Origin of the sequence: Gemmiger formicilis (assembly GCF_016900095.1) — a bacterium.
Classification (GTDB): Bacteria; Bacillota; Clostridia; order Oscillospirales; family Ruminococcaceae; genus Gemmiger; species Gemmiger formicilis_A.
In genome coordinates, this window is record NZ_JACJJP010000042.1 from 1 (window position 1) to 19,323 (window position 19,323).

General features: G+C 56.1%; 18 protein-coding genes and 1 tRNA gene. 5 read left to right on the forward strand and 14 right to left on the reverse strand.

What is annotated here, in order from left to right:
• Positions 1 to 124: 124 nt before the first annotated feature.
• On the reverse strand, positions 125 to 640 hold the full coding sequence (locus tag H6B15_RS14115) for a transporter (RefSeq protein WP_204648645.1): 516 nt from the start codon (positions 638 to 640) through the stop codon (positions 125 to 127).
• Between the two features lie 200 nt (positions 641 to 840).
• Between H6B15_RS14115 and H6B15_RS14120 the strand changes: the two genes are divergently transcribed.
• The 5 genes from H6B15_RS14120 (at position 841) to H6B15_RS14140 (ending at position 3,665) form a co-directional block, all read left to right on the forward strand.
• Positions 841 to 1,212 carry a GntR family transcriptional regulator gene (locus H6B15_RS14120; protein ID WP_204648646.1) on the forward strand — a complete coding sequence of 124 codons (372 nt, stop codon included), beginning with the start codon at positions 841 to 843 and terminating at the stop codon, positions 1,210 to 1,212.
• Positions 1,213 to 1,215: 3 nt separating this feature from the next.
• Complete coding sequence (locus H6B15_RS14125) at positions 1,216 to 2,076, forward strand: ABC transporter ATP-binding protein (RefSeq protein WP_204648647.1); 861 nt, start codon at positions 1,216 to 1,218, stop codon at positions 2,074 to 2,076.
• Entirely contained in the window at positions 2,073 to 2,813 is a 741-nt protein-coding gene (locus tag H6B15_RS14130) for an ABC-2 transporter permease (protein WP_204648648.1), read from the forward strand. The genes H6B15_RS14125 and H6B15_RS14130 overlap by 4 nt, the downstream gene beginning before the upstream one ends.
• Positions 2,814 to 2,869: 56 nt before the next feature.
• Positions 2,870 to 3,532, forward strand: a complete 663-nt coding sequence (locus tag H6B15_RS14135; RefSeq protein ID WP_204648649.1) for an ABC-2 transporter permease — start codon at positions 2,870 to 2,872, stop codon at positions 3,530 to 3,532.
• Positions 3,533 to 3,590: 58 nt separating this feature from the next.
• Positions 3,591 to 3,665 (forward strand) — tRNA-Gly (locus H6B15_RS14140).
• 378 nt (positions 3,666 to 4,043) lie between these two features.
• Here H6B15_RS14140 and H6B15_RS14145 read toward each other — a convergent pair.
• From H6B15_RS14145 to H6B15_RS14205, 13 genes are all read right to left on the reverse strand, one after another.
• Positions 4,044 to 5,531: a glycoside hydrolase family 28 protein gene (locus H6B15_RS14145; protein ID WP_204648650.1), complete on the reverse strand. Its 1,488-nt coding sequence runs from the start codon at positions 5,529 to 5,531 to the stop codon at positions 4,044 to 4,046.
• 103 nt (positions 5,532 to 5,634) lie between these two features.
• On the reverse strand, positions 5,635 to 7,599 hold the full coding sequence (locus tag H6B15_RS14150; protein ID WP_204648651.1) for a glycosyl hydrolase 115 family protein: 1,965 nt from the start codon (positions 7,597 to 7,599) through the stop codon (positions 5,635 to 5,637).
• A 45-nt stretch (positions 7,600 to 7,644) separates the two neighbouring features.
• Positions 7,645 to 8,499: a carbohydrate ABC transporter permease gene (locus H6B15_RS14155; RefSeq protein ID WP_204648652.1), complete on the reverse strand. Its 855-nt coding sequence runs from the start codon at positions 8,497 to 8,499 to the stop codon at positions 7,645 to 7,647.
• Positions 8,500 to 8,514: 15 nt separating this feature from the next.
• Positions 8,515 to 9,429, reverse strand: a complete 915-nt coding sequence (locus H6B15_RS14160; protein WP_204648662.1) for a carbohydrate ABC transporter permease — start codon at positions 9,427 to 9,429, stop codon at positions 8,515 to 8,517.
• 72 nt (positions 9,430 to 9,501) lie between these two features.
• On the reverse strand, positions 9,502 to 10,851 hold the full coding sequence (locus H6B15_RS14165) for an ABC transporter substrate-binding protein (protein WP_204648653.1): 1,350 nt from the start codon (positions 10,849 to 10,851) through the stop codon (positions 9,502 to 9,504).
• A 154-nt stretch (positions 10,852 to 11,005) separates the two neighbouring features.
• A complete protein-coding gene (locus H6B15_RS14170; RefSeq protein WP_204648654.1) occupies positions 11,006 to 12,478 on the reverse strand; it encodes a response regulator in 1,473 nt (490 codons plus the stop codon).
• The gene (locus H6B15_RS14175; protein ID WP_204648655.1) at positions 12,453 to 14,201 is read right to left on the reverse strand and encodes a sensor histidine kinase; all 1,749 of its coding nucleotides are present in this window, start codon (positions 14,199 to 14,201) and stop codon (positions 12,453 to 12,455) included. The genes H6B15_RS14170 and H6B15_RS14175 overlap by 26 nt, the downstream gene beginning before the upstream one ends.
• A 434-nt stretch (positions 14,202 to 14,635) precedes the next feature.
• Entirely contained in the window at positions 14,636 to 15,226 is a 591-nt protein-coding gene (locus H6B15_RS14180) for an HD domain-containing protein (RefSeq protein ID WP_204648656.1), read from the reverse strand.
• Positions 15,226 to 15,447: a YdbC family protein gene (locus H6B15_RS14185; RefSeq protein WP_204648657.1), complete on the reverse strand. Its 222-nt coding sequence runs from the start codon at positions 15,445 to 15,447 to the stop codon at positions 15,226 to 15,228. Before H6B15_RS14185 ends, H6B15_RS14180 begins: the two co-directional genes overlap by 1 nt.
• Positions 15,448 to 15,522: 75 nt before the next feature.
• Positions 15,523 to 16,467 carry a class B sortase gene (locus H6B15_RS14190; RefSeq protein WP_204648658.1) on the reverse strand — a complete coding sequence of 315 codons (945 nt, stop codon included), beginning with the start codon at positions 16,465 to 16,467 and terminating at the stop codon, positions 15,523 to 15,525.
• 124 nt (positions 16,468 to 16,591) lie between these two features.
• Entirely contained in the window at positions 16,592 to 16,921 is a 330-nt protein-coding gene (locus tag H6B15_RS14195; RefSeq protein ID WP_204648659.1) for a hypothetical protein, read from the reverse strand.
• 226 nt (positions 16,922 to 17,147) lie between these two features.
• A complete protein-coding gene (locus tag H6B15_RS14200; protein ID WP_204648660.1) occupies positions 17,148 to 19,079 on the reverse strand; it encodes a hypothetical protein in 1,932 nt (643 codons plus the stop codon).
• A gap of 63 nt (positions 19,080 to 19,142) precedes the next feature.
• On the reverse strand, positions 19,143 to 19,323 hold a 181-nt coding region (locus H6B15_RS14205), incomplete at its 5' end, for a hypothetical protein (RefSeq protein ID WP_204648661.1).

A 19,323-nucleotide genomic window follows, 5' to 3' on the forward strand; every position in this document is an offset into this window, starting at 1 on the left:
GCTCCGCTTACGCTTCGCCAGTCCTGTTAAGGTCCCCACTACACGAGGGTCTTTTTATTCATGTCTACTAATTCTGGGGCAGTTCAGGGAAAGACGCCGCGGGTGTTTTTCTTTTGTTTTTTGTTCAGCCGAAGGTCTCGTCACCATCGTGATGGTTGCTTTCCGCCAGGTCGGGAGCGGTATGGCCGTCCGGCATGGTGGAGCCGAAACTGGGCACAAACACAAACTTGCGGATGAGGAAGATCAGGCCGATGGAGGCCACACTGATCAGGTTTTCCACCGCCGAACCGTGGCCCAGAATCATCTGGCGGGCAATGGCATACAGCAGCACTTCCAGCGCACTGCCGGGACTGTGCTTGGCCAGCATCTTGATGAACTCGATGCCGATGACCAGGTTGAAGGCATGTCCCAGAAAGGTCTGGAAAGCATCGGTGTTGTCCGAAAACCAGAGAGAGACCATCTCCTGGGCGATGGGGATGGTGCTGACCAGCAGCCCCACCAATACCATGACCGAGAGAAGCATTTCCAGAAGGCTGGCGACCGCTGCCACCTGATCACGCATGATCTGGGTGGCCCGGCGTTCCTTGTGGCGCAGATGGATGCGGCGGTAAAAAGGCTGGGAGGGGGTGTCGGGTTTCATGGGCGGATACGTCCTTTCCTGCGCCGGCGGGGCGCTGCATTTCTTGTTTGTATTATACCAGAAACACACCGCCGGCGCAAAGCCGCCGCGCCGTTGGACAGAGATTTTTTTGTGGAAACTATTGACAGCTGTATATACGCCGTATATACTGTGTATATAGGATATGAACAGTTCATCTTCCTGCCCGAAGGAGGGACTCCATGGAGCTTTACATCTCCAACGCCGGCGGCGAGCCGATCTACGCGCAGATCACGCGGCAGATCAAGGACAAGATCCTGGCCGGCGAACTGAAAGAAGGAGACGCACTGCCCAGCATCCGTCTGCTGGCCAAGGAGCTGCGCATCAGCGTCATCACCACCAAACGCGCTTACGAGGACCTGGAAGAAGAAGGGTTTATCCGCACTATGCCGGGACGCGGCAGCTTTGTGGCGCCGCAGAATCCCGAACTGCACCGGGAGGAAAGCCTGAAGCAGGTGGAAGGACATCTGCAGAACGCCATCGAAGCCGCCCGCCGGGGCGGCATCAGTCTGGCCGAAGTGAGCGAGACATTACAGCTTTTGTGGGAGGGCTGAACCATGCCTGACAACGCTGCCGAACTGCACGGGGTGCAGAAAGTATACAAAGATTTCCAGCTGGGACCGCTGGATTTGACGGTTCCCGCCGGGACCATTGTGGGTCTGGTGGGCGAAAACGGTGCCGGCAAAACCACCACCCTGAAGATTCTGACCGGGGTCAACCTGCCGGACGCAGGCCGGGCCCGCCTGCTGGGCGGAGATCCCCGGGACACCGGCATCCGCGCCCGGCTGGGCGTGGTGTTTGAAGACGCCTATTTCTATGAAGGAATGAACGCGGGACAGATCGGCCGCAGCATGGCGGGCATTTTCGGCGGCCGGTGGGACCGGGATACCTTTGCCGGATATCTGAAGCGGTTCGGGCTGGACGCCCGCAAACCGGTGAAGGAATACAGCCGGGGCATGCGGATGAAGCTGAGCCTGGCCACGGCGCTGTCCCACGGGCCGGATCTTCTGGTGCTGGACGAGCCCACCGCCGGACTGGACCCGGTGGTACGCGGGGAAATTCTGGACCTGTTTCTGGAGTTCATCCAGGATGAAAATCATTCCATCCTGATGAGCAGCCACATCACCAGTGACCTGGAACAGATTGCCGATTCCATTGCCTACCTGCACCACGGGCAGCTGCTCTTCCACGAGGACAAGGACGCCCTGATGCAGGAATACGGCCTGCTGCGCTGCGGCGAAGCGGACCTGCATCGTCTGCCCGAAGGGGTGGCCGTCTTTACCAAAAAGGGTGCCTTCGGGTGCGAAACCCTGGTCAAAGGCCGGGAAACGGTGCAGCGCCTTTTGCCGGGCGCTGTGTGCGATCCCGCCGGCATTGACGACATCATGCGCTTTTACAGCGGGAGGGACGGACAATGAGCGGGCTGTGGTTCAAAGACTGGAGCACCCTGTTCAGCCAGTACAAGCGGAATCTGCTTTTGCTTGTGGTTGTGTATCTGGGCATGGCCCTGCTGCTGGATATGCCCTTTATGCTGTATGCCATGGTATTCATCCTGGGCGTATACGCCCAGAGCGCCGTGAGCTTTGACGAGAGAAGCCACTGGGATATGTATGCCCATACCCTGCCGGTCTCCCCCGCCGCCATTGTGGGCGGCAAGTATCTGTTGGGGCTGTTTGCCGTTGCCGCCGGTTTTGTGCTGGGCCTGTTTGCCTTTCTGTTCTCTCCCGGGGTTGTCCGGGGTACCATGAGCATGGCGGAAGCCTTTGTGGGTATGCTGGCCGCGGCCGTTCTGGCCTTGCTCTACTTTTCGCTGAGCCTGCCTTTGTCCTACCGGTACGGCAGCGAACGCGCACGCACCGTTGTCATGATTCTGATTTTGTTTTTGGCCGTGCTTGCCATGGCCGTCACGGTGCTGCTCTCCCCGGAACAGGTTCAGACCATCCAGCGCTTTTTCGGCTTCCGCGGCCCCGACCAGATCTGGGATTCCGCCACAGAACAGACCGTGACCATGGAAGTGGAGTACGGCTCGCTGACCCAATGGATGAGAAACCGGCATTTCTGGTGGCTGGTTGGCGGTGCCTGCCTGGCCAGCCTGCTGCTGTTTCTGGCCAGCTGGGCGGCAAGCATCCTGGTATACAAAAGAAAGCAGTTCTGATATCCGCCAAGAAGAATTGTCCCCCATCCAAACCGCATTTCCGGGAGGGATTTATCATGATCGGTTTATTGTACAAAGACCAGATGGTCATCTGGTCCGGATACCGCAAGAATTTTATTTTGCTGGTGTTGTTGTATTCGGCCATGGCGTTTACCATGGATACCCCCTTCATGTTGTTTGCGCTGCTCTTTGTGGGCGGTATGTACACCACCTCCACCCTTGTTTTTGATGAGCAAAGTCATTGGGACGCTTACGCCCGGACCCTGCCGTTATCCCCCGGACAGATTGTGGGGGCCAAATACCTGCTGGCCCTGGGCTGGATGGGCGGCCTGTTTGTACTGGTGGAATTCCTTCTGACCCTGTGCGACCTGTTCAAGGGGCATATGACGGAAAATCTGGCGTACAACCTGAGCGGGTGCCTGATCACCCTGGGCCTGGTCATGGCCTATTATGCACTGAGCTATCTTCTTTCCTATAAGATCGGCGCTGTCCGGGCACGGTCCGGCGTCATTCTGGCCATAGCCCTGATCATCGCCATTGCCTTCGTGGGCTCTGAGACCGTTGAAACTGTTGCCGATCCCCTTTTCCGTGCAGCCCCCGCACTGAGTGAAACCGCCGTTCTGTTTCTGGTCACAGGAGGGTCTCTGGCCGTTGGGCTGGTGCTGTTTCTCCTCAGCTGGAAGATCAGCACCCAGATCTACACAAAAAAGGAATATTGAATTTCCCGGTTTCGACTTGACAAACCGGCATCTGTACAGGTATAATATCAAATACCGTGCAGGTGTCGTACAACGGCTAGTACATCAGCCTTCCAAGCTGAGGACGAGGGTTCGACTCCCTTCACCTGCTCCAAAAGTGAAACCCCGTGACGTATCCCGTCACGGGGTTTTGCTTTTGGATTTGCTGTGAAGAGGAGGCGAACAGGCCGGCGCACCGCAGTGTGCAAAGAACAGTCCGGTGGACTGTTCTTTAGGCCGCGGGAGACTCCCTTCACCTGCTCCACGTCGGAATGGACTACACTCCATTCAAAAAGCCCGGACATATGTCCGGGCTTTTCTCATACCGTTCCGTCATTCCTCCTCTCCCCCACAAAATTTTGCCTGCAAAGTTTTGTGGGGTCCCCCTCTTATTTTTCCCCTTGACGTATCCCGTCACGGGGTTTTGCTTTTGGATTTACTGTGAAGAGGAGGCGAACAGGCCGGCGCACCGCAGTGCGGTCCCGGTCATCTGTTAGAGGAGTTCTTTGCAGGTCAGATTTTCCAGAGAAATGCCTGCACAGTTGTTGACCACCACTTCGTGGATGGGTCCGCAAAGGACGCAATCCCGGATGTGAAGATCCTGCGCTTCGTATCCCGGCTCATCGAACCCCTCGATTTCAATGGGCCGGACTTCTTCGGTGTTTTCTTTTTCCAGTCGAACACCCGTGAGCACCAGCCGTTCAAAGGTACAGCTGCTGAACCGCGGCGGATGGGGACCGGGTTCGCCATCATCGTTATAAAGGACCGAATGGATGAGCAATCTGGGGAAGGTGCTGTCCTTCACCACAACATTCCTCACATAACCGCCCCGCTTCGGCGTGCCCTTGATCTCGATTCCGTTGGAAGAACGAGCTATATCGCAGTCCCAGATTTTAATATCCTCCACACCGCCGCTTATCTCGCTGCCAATGGCAATGCCGTGCCCGAAAGCGCTGGAGCAATCAAAAATTCTGATATGCCGGGTGGGACGATTGACCCAATTCCCTTCCGGGTTTTTGCCGGACTTGATGGCCACCATGTCATCCTCCGTTGCAAACCGGCAGCCGAACAAGGTGCAGTTTTCGCTGGAATCCGGGTCCCACCCGTCGCCGTTCCAGATTCCCGCTGAGCGGATCACGCAATGGTCGGTGATGATATTGCGGCTGTAGACCATGTGAACGTTCCAGCTGGCACCGTTCTGCAATGTAAGTCCCGTTATGCGCACATCTTCGCAGTTGCTCATATTCACCAGTCTGCCGCGCACTCGTCCGGGAATGGTATTTTCATTTTCACAGCTGGCAACCAGGTCGGCATTCCGGTCCAGATACTCTTTCAATCGCTGCCGTTCCCGGCGGATGGTTTCTTCCGCCAGCACTCTACCGCCACCGGAAATCGTGCCGTGACCATAAATCAGGACATTGCGGCAGTTGGGCCCGGCCCCATGATCCAGGGTGCCCAGATTCAGAAGACTTTGGTAACATTCCTGCTCCACACCTTCGAACCGGGACCAGATCCGCGGGGCATACAGGTCGGGATCCTCACTGCCCTGCAGCACCGCACCGGTTTCCAGGTAAAGGGCCATATTGCTGTGGAGCCGCAAGGCGCCCGTACAATAAATGCCCGCCGGGATGTACACCTCTTCCTCCCCGCCGCAGGCATCAATGGCTTTCTGTATGGCAGCGGTGTTCATGGTCTTTCCGTCCCCCACCGCTCCGAATCCGGTTACATCCAGCCGGCGCCGCCGGGGTGTGGTTTCGGCCCGGCAGTTTCCCAGCACCGTCTCCCCCACCCGGATTTCTACCCCATACCCTGTACCGGGCTGCAAGCCGGTCATTGTATAATGGGTGTGCTGTGTCTGCGCCTCCAAACAGCCATCCACAAAAATGCGATAGAAACACTTGCCCGGTGCATCCGTCAGCGGTTCCCAGTACAGCGTGACGGAATCGGCGGTGGCACAAGACGAAATCGTCTGTTTTTCCATAAAAGCAGCTCCTTTTCTGAAAGGTAAGGGGGGATTTTTCCTGCCTTTTCCCTGACGACAGACAAATCGGATAACTTTTCTTCAAAAGTCATCCGATGGTCTGTCATTGATTCTTTTGTTTGCGCAAGGCCCGATAAAGCTCCAGATCTTCCATATGATTTTCCATATTGGTAATAAGCATCACCCGGGCCTGGGCCGGTGTATACAGCACGTCACGCTGCCATGTGTAAAAGTATGGGCCATCGCCCTGGTTACGCAGGTATCCCATCAGGGTGCGCAGCAGCCAGGCTGTATGTTTCACATCCGTCAGACATTCATTCCGGTAAAAGCCTTTCCAGTGGTCGTGCTCCCGGCTGCGCATAGCGGCATCCGCCGCCAGATATTCCTCCCGGGCGTCCCCGGCTTTCAGGAAGGCTGCCTTGTATTCTCCATGCAGCCCATCCAGAACGGCCTGAGCCGCCAGCACCGCGCCGGCATAGCAGCGACGGTAAATTTCCATCTGCAACAGCACACTGTCGGCCAGCAGCGGGGACGCAGCCGGTTCCGGCTCACCATAGCGCTGCACGGCCTGCCCGCATAGATCCCGGTACCACCTGGCCTGCTCTTCCAACGTGGCAAAAGGTGCCGCCCAGTCCAGTTCATGTTCCGGTTCTGCGCCACCCCGCATATATCGGCTGACAAGCAGGCGGGCGGGGTAATTGGCAAACTGGTCGCCCGCCACGTTATCCTCGTGAGGACCGAAATGAATGGCCGAGGCATAATACCGGCGAAAATACCCGGCGGCCTGCTGCGCCTGGGCACCGTAGTACAGGCAGGTATAGTCGGTCAGGAAGGTTTCCGCCGGTACGGTGCCTTCCTGCCAGATACGGGCAATATAGGCCAATGTAAACACATGGGGCTTGACATTGGAACAGTTGATGATCCAATAATCGTTGGCCCCGCTGTGCCGTACCCGTTCCAGTTCCCGTTCCACAAAGGAAAGCGATGTGGGAAGCATGGTAATATGATTGGCCGCCTGCAGGTCATAGAAAGAAGCATGGTAATAAATCCCGTGGGGGCCTTCGTCCTCCGGCGCGGGCAAGGCCGGTACCCGGGGGTCATGGTTTCCCTGCCGGCGGCTGACCATGGCGCCGTATCCGTTATCCGCCCAGATCTTGATCACCCCTGCCGGCAGCTGCAGGCAGCCGGCACGGTACAGTTCCATGATTTCCCCATACAGGTTGGTGGCGCAGGCCGCACCGGGATAGCGCTGCTGTACCATCTCATACTGGCGTCGGATCACGGCGCTGATCAGCTGGCCCCGGGACCGTTGCGTGTCATAGCGAGGGTCATCCGCCCAGAACGGCCGGTCCCCCTGTCCGCGGAAGCCCAGATTCCACACCACATCATTCCCCTGTTCTTCCAGCGCTTCGGCCCACAGCGCCTCAAACTCAGCGGGATACTGATCGTAGCGGGGTTCCAGGTCCGGATAGGCTTCCCCGAACATCCTTGCTCCCAATGGTTCGGCATGATGATGTGTCACCGCCAGCCCCATACGTTGGGCAAGACCACGATACCGCAGGGCGTTTTCCCCTGTACCCGGAATGACCATGTTGCCCCCGCAGCGCAGCAGCGCTTCAAAAACCATTTCCCATGGCTTTTCCCGACTTCCGTCCAGCTGCCATCTGTGCAGGAGGACTTCGTCGTTCACAAACCAGCCGCGCCATTTCACGGCTGCCGGACGGCTGCCCAGGGAAAAATCCGCAGGTACAGGGATTTCTTCCACGGGGGAAAACTGCTGGTCATTCCAGAACCAGAAATCCGTCACCCCCAGAAGCCGCCGGCTGATGGCCAGCAAACCGTAGATGTACCCTCGATTGTCTCCGGCACGCAGGATTAGCTTTTCTTTTTCGGCAACCAATTCCCAGCTTTCGGGCGGGCAGTTGTGTTGCTGCAGGCAGATCACACCGCCGGGCTTTCGGGTGGGGCGGCATACCGTCTTCAGGTCACGGTACAGGACTTCCACCGCCCACTGCACCGGTGCCGTCGGTTCCGCACAGTCAATCCGTGTATTCCGGTTCAAGTTCATAAGGACTCTCCTTTTTTATACCGCGCAGGCCTGCGGCGGGCCATGTCAGCCTTTGATGCCATCGGTGGCAATGCCTTCTACCAGATACTTCTGAAACTTGATAAACACCAGGATGACTGGCAGAAGAGAAACCACAGACATGGCAAACAGCCCGCCGTAATTGTTGAAGCTGTTTGGGTCTGTATACATGTTCAGCGCCAAAGGAATCGTATAATTCCGGGGACTGCCCACAAAGATCAGCGGCTGGAAGAAATCCTGCCAAATCCAGTAAAAAGCGAAGATGGCCGCCGAAGCAATGGCCGGTTGTACAACCGGCACCAGAATACGGAACAAAATGCCAATTCTGCCGCACCCGTCAATCATGGCCGCCTCGTCCAGATCCCGGGGAATACCCCGCATATACTGAACAATCAGAAAAACGAAAAAGGCGCTGCCGAAACACCAAGGCAGGATCATTGCTACCAATGTATCATTTAAATGAAGAGCACGCAAGATAATATATTGCGGCACCACCATAACCTGGCTGGGAATCATCATGGTCATAATGATGCATCCGAACCAAAAACCGGCGCCGCGGAAACGTATGCGGGAAACCGCATATGCGGCCAGCAGAGAACTGAAAATGGTTGTGACCACTGCCACCACCGTGACAATTGCCGAATTTTTGAAGAAATGCAGGAAGCTGTATCCTGCCACGCCTTCCAGGCCGCTGCTGTAGTTCTGTATGATGTCCCAGCTTTCCGGAATCAGGGAATAGGTATTGTGGAACATGGTATCGTTGGATTTGAAAGAGCTGGCCAACAGCCACAGCAGCGGATAGATCATCAGAAATCCCAGAAGCAGAGAGAATACATGGAAACACACCGCGCTCAAACGTTTGTTTTTATGTTCGCCGACCATATTTGTTGTTCCCCCTTATTGTGCTTCATAATAGACCCAGGACTTCTGTGTTTTGAACAGCAGAACTGTGGCCAAGCCGATAATCAGGACCATGATCCAGGCCAATGCGCAGGAATAGCCCATGTGGAAATTGGTAAATGCGGTGCGGTACAGATACAGCACATAGGTCAATGTACTGTTCATGGGGCCGCCGTCCGTGATGATCTTGCTTTCGGTAAAGATTCGGAGCCCATTGATGATCTGCTGAATCAAATTGAAGAAGATGGTGGGGGTCAACATAGGTATGGTGATTTTCCAGAACCGCTGGATGGGTGTGGCTCCGTCCATGGCCGCAGATTCATACAGGGCATCGGGAATCTGTTTCAGACCGGACAGGAAGATCAGCATGGAAGAACCGAACTGCCAAACCCCCATGAGGATGATCACAAAAAGAGCCGTTCGGGGGTTGCCCACAAGAGAATACTCCTGCTCTATACCGAATCGTTCCAACAGGCTCATGATGACACCCTGATTGCCGAAAATCTGTTTCCACACAACCGAAACGGCAATGCTGCCGCCAATAATGGAGGGCACATAGTACAGAACCCGATACATGGCCATGCCCACATGCTTTTTATTCAAAAGATTGGCCACAAACAGTGCGAAAATCAAGCGAAGAGGAACCATGACAAACACATATCCCAACGTCACGAACAAAGCTTGCCGGAAATTGGTATCTGTCGTAAGAATCGTCACATAGTTCTGAAAGCCCACCCAGTTCGGTGCAGACAAGAGATTATAATCCGTAAAAGAGTAGTAAATGGACATACCGGCAGGAATGGCCCACATGAGAATAAACCCGATGAGCCAAGGGGTCATGAGCAGATATCCCACCGCATTATCCTTGGCGGAATAATGTTGCGTTTCTTGTAAAGATTTTGCTTTCCGCATTGCCACAATGTGCCCTCCTTTTTATAAAAGCAGGGGGAGGACGCGAGTCCCCCCCCCCCCGTGACCGTAGGATCAGTTATTGGCCGCCAAAATGGAATTTGCCTGCTGCCGGAAAGAAGCCGCCGCATCTTCGGCGGATACCTGGTTATAGAAAACGCTGTAAGCCGCATCCTTGAACGCCTGGTTGACTTCCGCAATACCTACCGGATCCGGCGCCGGGGTATCCCCGCACAGGGGTGCCGCCTGATCGACATAGTCAAACATCTGCTGCTGTTGTTCTGTCAGCTTGCCGGAGTTGATCAGATACTCACGGGCCGTGGAAGAAACAGGCGTGCCGCGCTCGCCCATCATGATGGCGTTTGCTTCTTCCGAATTGATAAACCAATCAATAAAGGCTGCGCACTCCTCTTTGTACTGAGAGGTTTCGGCCACCGAGAAGAACATGCCCGGTTTCATCCACAGGCCGTTCTCACCGCCTTCCAGTTGGGGCGGGGTCACCATTTTCAGGTTATCGTTTACATTGGCCATCAGCGTCGTATAGTTGTTCCAGTTTATATAGTATCCGCACTCATCTGTAGCCATGGGTCCGGCTTCGATTCCCAACGCGAGCAGCTGCTCATACTCATCGGGGTCGGCAGCGGCACCATCGTCCATCATTCCCTTCCACAGATTAAAGAAATCCACTGTGATCTGGTCATCTTCAAAGCCCAGGCTCTTGTTGTCATCCGAAAACAGCTGTTCGCCGTGTTGGCGGACCCAGTAATTGAAGTTGTTGGTATCGTCCACAGGGCCGCTGGACGTGCCGAGATATCCGGTCTTTTCATGAACTTCACTGCACATGGCGGCAAAATCTTCCCAGGTCCAGTCGGAGGTAGGTTCCTCTACCCCAGCCGCTTCCAGACAAGTGGGGCTGTATGCCACTGTCAGAAGAGAAGTGGAAAGCGGCATGGCGATCTGTTTTCCGTCAATATTGCCGCTGGCCAGGATGTCCGCATCAATGGTGGAAGCATCCATGGTGCCGTCTTCCATATAAGGCGTCAAATCTGCCAGAGAGTTGTTGGCCGCATAGGTGGACACATACAGGTAATCCATCTGAACAATGTCCGGCATGGCGCCGGTGGCCGTATCCGTGGCCAGTTTTTCAAAATAACCGTCCCAGCCGGAAGGCGTTGCTTCAAAGTGAATATTGGGGTGCAGTTCGGTATACTTGTCCAGAATCTGCTGCGTATACTCATGGCGGGACTGTCCGCCCCACCAGGTAATCCGCAGGGTGATATCCTCTCCTGCGGAGGAGGCTTCCGCCGTGGCGGTATCACCGCCCGCTTGAGAATTGGCAGCGGACTCCCCGCTGCAGGCCGCCAGACTCAGCGCCATGGTGCTGGCCATAACGATTGCCGTGGTGCGTTTCCAAAGTTTACGCATTGTGTTTCGCTCCTTTTCAGATTCTCCACGGAGAAGCGTCCTTCTCGCTGTTCGGGTCAAGCATGCTTTTGCTGTAATTCTATTCTACTGTTTTTTCACGCAGGGACAAAGGCAAAAACCCGGGAAGTATGGTGCAGAAAACCGGCATCCCGGGTTATTTCCCCGGCAGCTGCTCCCGATACTCGCCAGGGGTTTTTCCATATTGCTTGCGGAATGCCTTTGCAAAATACCGGCCGTCCGGCGGATACCCTACCAATTCCGCCAGGCAGGCGTTGGTTGTCTGGGGTGCGAATTCCAGCAGGGCCCGGGCCACCTCTACCCGACGATTCTCCAGAAAATAGGTCAGTCGCATTCCTGTCCTTTTGACAAACAGACGGCTGAGGTGATCTTCACTGATATACAGATACTCATGGGCCAGTTTTCGCAGATTGAGTTCCGGGTCTTCCAGATGCCGGTATATGCTTTCGTAGATCTTGCGCATCTGTTGGGTGGTACGATCCTCCTCCGTTTCCGGAAGGATTCCCAGTTGTTCCGCCAGGGCTTCCGCCATACCGCACAAGGTAAGTTCCGGTGCAGGTTTGTCCGCCTCCAGAAGTTTCCACGCCAGAGTAAAAAGCCGTTCCTGTTTTTCCGCAGGATACCGGAAAAGCCGCATCTTGGCCACACCTTTGCAGAGTTCCAAAAGCAGTGCATCATAGGTTTTCGCTTCCTGAATGGCACGGTAATCAAAGATGGTTTTTCCGCCCGGACAGGAAGCACCTTCGCCGAACCACAAGACACCGGTTCGGATTCGTTCATCCAAGGCCAGCAGTTCGGTAACCTGATTGTACAGTTCCGACAAATTGCCCGGGCTGCCCTGCCCGCTTACAGCCATTTGCAGCGGCGCCGTCTCAAAACGCCGGAATTCTGTCTGTAAGCGTGCCAGAGCCTCATTCAACTGTGATTGCGCCCGGGCGGAAATCAGCAAAAACGTATCCTTTTCCATACCGCCGGTGCACAGCAACGTTTTGGGCGGCAAAAGATCTTCCATCATATTGCCGATCACAAATTGTTCCAGGTGATCAAATCCCCGCGCCAGCCGCACATCAATCAGTCTGACCGAACAGTCCACACCTCCCAATTCCGACAAAAAATACTGGGTCGTGGTTCCATTGGCCTGGGCGCGTCCCAACAGCAGATCACAAAAAATCTGCGCCTTGGCATGCGGCAGCAGAAGCCTTGCATTCTGCGCCAGATTTTGCTGTGCTTTTCTTTTCTGCAGTTCTTTCTTGATTTTGGCAATCACTTCCATGATTTTCTGTTCATCACATGGCTTTAGCAAATAGTGGCGCACGCCCTCTTCCATAGCCCGGCTTGTGAACTCGTATTCCCCAAAGCCGGACAGGATCACATAAATCGTGTCCGGAAAGGTCTGCCGCGCCCGGCGGATCATTTCCAGGCCGTTCATCACCGGCATTTTCACATCCACAAAGACAACATCCGGGCGATATTTTTCCATCATTTCCAGTCCCTGGATTCCGTTCCAGGCAGTTCCCACCAACTTTATTCCCTGCTCCTGCCAGGGAATAAAGTTGGCCATTCCTTCCCGTTCAATCTCTTCGTCATCCACGATCAGAAGTTTGCACATGGTCTTTTTCCCCCTTTTTCGGCAAGATCATCCGCACGGAAGTTCCGCTTTCCGGCGAGCTTTCAATCGTCCACTCAAAACTTTCAAAATACAGGTGCAGTCTGTCGTAGATATTTTTCAGGCCTATGCCATGTCCTTTCGGCTTGGCTTCAAAGCGTCGCACGGCATCCAGTTCTTCCGGCGTCATACACGGGCCGGTATTGTGTACTTCCAGCAGAATATTCCCATCTGTTTCCCGGGCTGTTACGGTGATTTCACAGGGCGTGAGACTGTTCTCCACACCATGGATGATGGCATTTTCCACCAAAGGTTGCAAAATCATTTTGGGCACGGTCCACGCGTCCAGCCGGCCGCTTTCTTCTACACGAAAAATCGCCCTGCCCTGGTAACGGAATTTCTGGATGGCAATATAACTTTTTACAAGCTGCACTTCCTGTGAAACAAACATCTCCTCCTCTTTGGACAAAGCGGCGCGCAAAAGCTGGCCCAGTTCAATCACCACGCGGGTGGCATCGTCATTGCGTCCCGCACGAATCATCCAACTGACCGTATTCAGGGTATTGTTCAGAAAATGCGGGTTGATCTGAGCCTGGAGCATCTTGTATTGGGTTTCCTGTAAAAGAAGCTGCTTTTTATAATTGTCCCGGATCAACGCATCAATGCGCTGCAGCATCACCCGAAATTCACTTGTCAGTTGACCGGTTTCGTCTTTATAGGGATGGTCCGGAAGCACGGCCAACGCTGCTTGAAAATTATCATTTTCCACAATCTGAACCGAATTGCTCAGCCGTTCCAGCGGTAATGTAAACAGACGGGCCAGGGCACGAATGAACAGACACCCCGCCGCAAAGATGAGCAGAAGCACCGCCACGACGATATACCGCAGCACCATGGTCTGACCAAAAATCTGGGTATATGGCAATACATTCAGATAAAGCCATCCGGTGGATGCATCTGTAAGCCAGCAAACGAAGTACGCCTGCCCCTCTTTTTTCAGGATCTTGTATCCCTGCGTTCCGCTTACCTCCGGCGGTTCGTCCTGTGCATTGCGGTAGACCATTGTTTCACCGGAGATTACATACATGGAACCGTAGGAGGACGCCATTGCATTGATCTGACTTTCAATAACGCTGGCGGCATCACAGGTAACAATGCAGCTGCCCAGATACTCCATACTGTAGTCAATATGCTTGCGGATGTCCCGGCCGCCAATCATATACGGATAATTCAAAGAGGGGCTTTCCACCACATAAGCACCTTTGGCTGCATGCAGTTTTTCCAGAAACGGTTGGGTTTCCAGGGGACCGGTGTCGGTTCCCACAAGGGTTTCATTCCCGTTCACATCAATAAACCGTATATTTTTAACAATCGTGTGGGTATGTATCTCCTGCAGCAAAGACAACCGCAATTGATAAAGTGCATAGCTATAGTCCGCCGTGTGAAAGGGGATGTTCTTCAGATGGGAAAGCTGTGCCTGCAAGTCTGTACTGACGGCCAGTTCATAGGTAAAGTTCTCCACGTTATCCAGCTCGTCATTGACCTGGCGAGAGAAAAAGTCCAGCGATTGCAAAGACTTTTCATAAAGATTTTCATCGTAGATGCCAAACGAAATGTTGAGCGCTGATAACATGATCAGGCACACCGCCAGCAGCAAGGCGGAAAATCCCAAAACCATTTTGCGGGACAAAGACAAATCATGAAAACGCCGCAGCCAATGATGCATACCGGTCTCCCTTCCATTCACCCTTTCAACGGAAACAAACCTGTCCCAATGGAACCTTTTTCTCCGATTCATACGTTGAGTATCAGTATAATTTCTGCCAAGTCAGCCTGTCAACCAGGCTTCTATTCCCATAAAATTCCTGATTTTTTCTAAAAAAAGTCATTCACATACAGTATAAGGCACATAGCCCTTTTTATTGTATCGGTAATTTTACCCCTTGTTTGTGTCATATACCGGGATTTCAGGTGCAAAAAGCCGACTTTTTTCACAAAGCTGATGAAACCCGTTGAAAACCAGGGGTGGCTGTGGCGTATTACGGCATTTTCAACGAGAATCCGCCGTTGCTTTCAAAATCATTCCGCCGTGTGACGCAGCCATAAACAAAACACCCCGGCATCCGGAAAATCCGGATACCGGGGTGTCTTACTTCTGGATCAATGACCATTTTCCACCTGACTGGTGCCCTGTTCCATCAGGTAGGTGGCAATCAGGTCGGCGGTGTGCAGCTTGACCGCCAGCGGATACCGGTTATACGCATCGCTGATGGCGTAACTGCCGCCCCGCACCGCGTCGTCAAACCCACCCATGTGCCAGCGGATGGCAATGGCCTCGTCGGTTTTCAGCCGCATGAAGTGCTCGATCAGGTACACGCTCTTTTCCCCGTGGCCGTAGGGCAGCTGGTCGGCCACCTGGTAGAAGGGAACCTTCTCCCACTGGCCGGTGGCGTCGTTCTTGACGTTGCGGCTGCCCACCTTATAAAAGTTGGCCTTGCACACATCATGCAGCAAGGCGCACACCGCAAAGGTTTCGGGGTTATCCCCCTCGGTGAAGAAATGCTGCATCATGGCGTTGTACACATTGATGCTGTGCATCACCAGGCCGTGCTCACAGGCACCGTGAAACTTGGTGGAGGCGGGCGCACGGAAAAAGTCGGTACCGTCCAGCCATTTCAGCAGGCGGTCGGCGCCGGGGCGGGTGATATGCTGGTTGTACAGGTCGATAAACTGCTGGCGATAGTCTTCCATTACAGATCCATCTCTTCCAGGATGCCCTTCAGGGTGACCAATTCCTCCTTGGTCATGCTGATGCCTTTGCCCATCTTGCTGCCGTCCGGCGCCCAGTCACGCAGGTCGTACTTGGGCTCCTTGCCGTTCCAGCTGACCATGTTCAGCTGACGTTCCCAGCCGCTGGCGTTGGTGGACAGCACCGCAATGCGCTCGGTAATCTCATACTTGAATTCTGCCATTTTGTTTGGCTCCTTTTCGGGTTGAATTTATAACGTTATCATCATAGCGGATTCACGCTCAAAAAGCAAGAGGCGTTACTCGGTCCGCACAGCCAGAACCGCAAATCGTTCGTCGGTGTAAAAGCTGGACGTGCCGCAGGTGGACAGGGTCAGCAGCTGATCCCCGTATTCCGGTGTCACCCCCGTATCATACAAGGCCAGGTCCAGAATGGCATCCACCCGGCGCTGCCAGGTGGCCCGGTCTTGCGCATCAAAGAAGGTGTAATAGGGCAGTTCGTCCGCCCCCAGTTTTGTGCGGATCACCGCCACCACCTGCCAGGTGCCCGGGGTGGTGAGGGTGTCGAAGGTGAAGGTGGGGTGCTCGGCGTAAAAATCCGGGTCCGCGTACCGGTCCAGCTGTCCCAGCATGCTGCCGTCGCTCATGTTATGGCCGTAGATCAGCCAGTTGGCAGTGGCGTCCGGCCCCAGGCTGCAGCGCTCGTCCAGAAACAGTGATCCGGAGGTGGCATACAGCTTATCGAATCCGCGGCGCAGGTAATATTCGTTGTCTCCCGGCGTCTGCATGACGGGGTAATCGATGTCGGTGCCGTCAATGCGCAGCCATCCCACCATGTCGCCGTTTTGTTCATACAGGTCCCGGTACTGGGGCAGTACCTGCGCCTGGGGCAGCGGTGACGGGGTGGGCTGGGCCTGTTCCGGTGTGGCGGGGCTGGCGGTTCCCTGCCCTGCCAGCGCATCCACGGTGGCCGGGCGCACCGCCACCGTGGGCCGGGGAGCCGATTCCGCCGTGGATATGGCCGCCGTCTCGGCGGTGGCCACCGCCGGCGGCGGGGTGGGCTGACCGCCCCGGAACATCGTCTGGCGGATGATCAGCGCCGCCGCCGCACACAGCAGCAGGATACCGCACCAACGCAGCAGGCGGGCATGGCGGCGCTGTTTCTGGCGCAGGAACTTGCGGGCGCCGAAGGGATAGTAGGCGCTGTCGCCCTGCAGGCGGCGGTAGCGTTGTTTGCGGGGCATGGGGGAACAGACCTCCTTACGGCCAAGGTACAAAACGAAACAGGGCGCCCACCGCGTGCCTGCCGCCCGGCAAAAACCGGCCCGGCAAACGCGCCGTGCGCGCCCCTGACGATCCAGGTTGCGATCAGATACGCCGCAGCATGAGCAGCCCGGCGGAACAGACCAGAATCAAGCCCAGCACCCCGGCAAAATACACCACCGGGAAATCTCCCGTTTCGGGGGTGTCCACCGCGGTTTCGGTGGTCTGGGGTTCGGTCACCGCAGGTGTACCGGTGACGTTGTCCGCATTGGCATAGGTCTCGGTCACCTTGACCGGTTCGCTGCGGACATTGCGGGACGAAGACGCCGTGGGAGCAGCGGTGGCTTCCGGTTCGCTCGAAAGCAGATCACTGCCGCAGGCGGCACAAAATACCATCAGCGCGGCAATCAGAACCACGCAAAGAAAACGCTTCAATGGGAAGCTGACCTCCTTTTTGGAACGCAGGCGCACAGCCAACTGAGCGGTCCATCTTATCACGGGCCGCTGCGTTCAAACCAATACGGCAACCAACTTGCCGGAATCCATGGGGCAAACCCCGATCAGCCAAGATACTCTGCCTATAAATATACCATGCAGACGTGCTTTCGTCAAGGGAATGGCAAAAACAAGTTACGATTCGGTATCAAGCCGGTTCTCGTTTTCAGGCCTGGCCCGCCATATACGCATCAATGCGCTGGCTGAACAGTTCCGGCCAGCGGGCGTCGTACTCCGCAAAGACCTGCTTGAAATAGTCGGCTTCGGCTTCATCCGGCGGAGATACCCGCTCATAACAATAGAGCACGATGCCATCCTGCAGGGGAAATTCGGTCACATAGCTGTAATGGGTGCTGCTGGGGGTCTGGGTGCGCAGGGCCACGTTCACCGCTCCCACCAGGCCGCCTTCCTCCAGCTTATCGGTGACCATCACATACTTGGATGACCAGATGCCGGTGGGAAATCCGTGGGTGGAAGGCACACTGTTCTCCCACAGGATCATGCTTTGCAGCTGAGGATGGGCCGGGTCGCTGTAGGCGAAGGTGGAACCGCTGTAGCCGTCGGTATCCATATTGATATAGACGGTGTCCTCCTCGGTGCAGTTGTCCAGCACAAAGTCGGTGACGGCCTTCATGGCATCCAGGTCGGTGCGCCGGGTCAGGTCCAGGCTATCCCCGCTGAGCAGAATGGTGGCGGCGTTGGCCCCGGGCAGGCGCAAAGCGTTGCCGGTGTTAAGGGCGAAAAAGACGGTCAGCACCGCCGCACCGCCCCGGGCAGCCCAGGTTTTGGACACGGCGCACACCGAAATTGCCGCGCCGAACAGGCCCAACAGGTAGAGCGGGGCCAGGATCAGGCTCTGGTGGTCCCCCAGGGACTGGGTGCGGGTAAAGAGAACCATGGCCAGCAGCGAGGTCAGGCCGGTGACCAGCACCGGGCCCCGGGTGGCCTTGCGGCCCAGCAGCCGAACCAGGCCCGCCAAAAAGACCAGCAGCCAGAGGATGCCCTGGGTTTTCAGCTGGCCAAGGCAGTTCTGCACAAAGCCCCCGCCGTAGTAGGCGCCATAGATATCGGCGTAGTCGGTGGACAGGATGGTGCGGAAGGTGGGCAGCAGCACCACCAGAATGACCACCACCGAGGGCAGACCGAAGCGCAGCAGGTTGCCCAACACCCGGCGGAACACTCCCCGGCAGGCGGCGCCCGCCAGCACGGCCAGAGCGTAGCACAGATAGAAGGCCACCACCCAGAACATATACCACCGGCGGGTGAGGATGAGGGCAAAGGTGGCGGCAAACAGAGCCAGCAGCCGGGGCCATTCCAGGGTATCGAACCGGTAATCGGCGCACAGCAGCAGGATCACCGCCACAAAGGTCAGGCCGAAGGCGTCGGGCATACCGTGGGTGGCAGGCCACAGGAACATGGGCCACAGCACCATGGCGGCCATACACACCAGATAGTAAAGCCCCCGCTGTGCTCCGGACAGGCCGGGAGCCACCGCCTGCTGCAGTCGCCTGGCCACCAGCAGCAGGGCGGTCCACATGGGCACAAAACAGGTCAGGGCATAACTGACCATGAACATGTTCACCGTGCGGGGCAGCAACAGATAGGGCAGGCTGATGAACAGGTTCATGAACATCTTATAGTCGGCGGTGAGCAGGTTTTCGGCCAGATTGCTGACGCCGTAGAACCCGCTGGTGGCAAAGCTGTTGAACAGCAGGTTCTGCTTGGCATAATAGTTGATGGCGTCCTCCCCGTAGACCGTTTGGCGGTAGAATACCAGCCCGGCAATGACCAGGATGCCCACCACCGATCCCACCGCCAGGCAGCGGCGGAACAACAGGTCTTTCTTGCCGCGCTCGGCGGGGAAGGCGGCGTTTCTGGCGGCGGTCAGCAGCAGCCAGAGGGTGCCGGTACACAGTGCCCACAAGAGCAGCACCAGAAGCAGGCCGCCGTAGGCCGTGACGGCGCCGCCGGCCAGGATGCCCACCAACAGCAGAGCACCATATACCAGCCAGCGGGCAAGGGGCGGCTGGGCAGCCAGGGTCTGACGGGCACGACGGGCGGTTTTTGTGACGGATTGCAGGATGTTGGGCATGGACATGGCGGTATTCTCCCACAAGAAAAGCCGCGGCCGTCATGAGGCGGCCACGGCCTGTTGTATGTATTATTTCTGTTTGTCCAGGCGGTCGATGGCATCGTCCAATTCCTGGGAAACGGGACGCGAACCCGCAGAGGTGCGGCGCAGGCGTTTGACAGGGTCGGGTTCCGGCTGAGAACGGACCGGACGCACCCGGCGGGGGGAAACTTTCGCACGGGCGGGGGGCGGCTGAGGCGCAGGGCCGGGC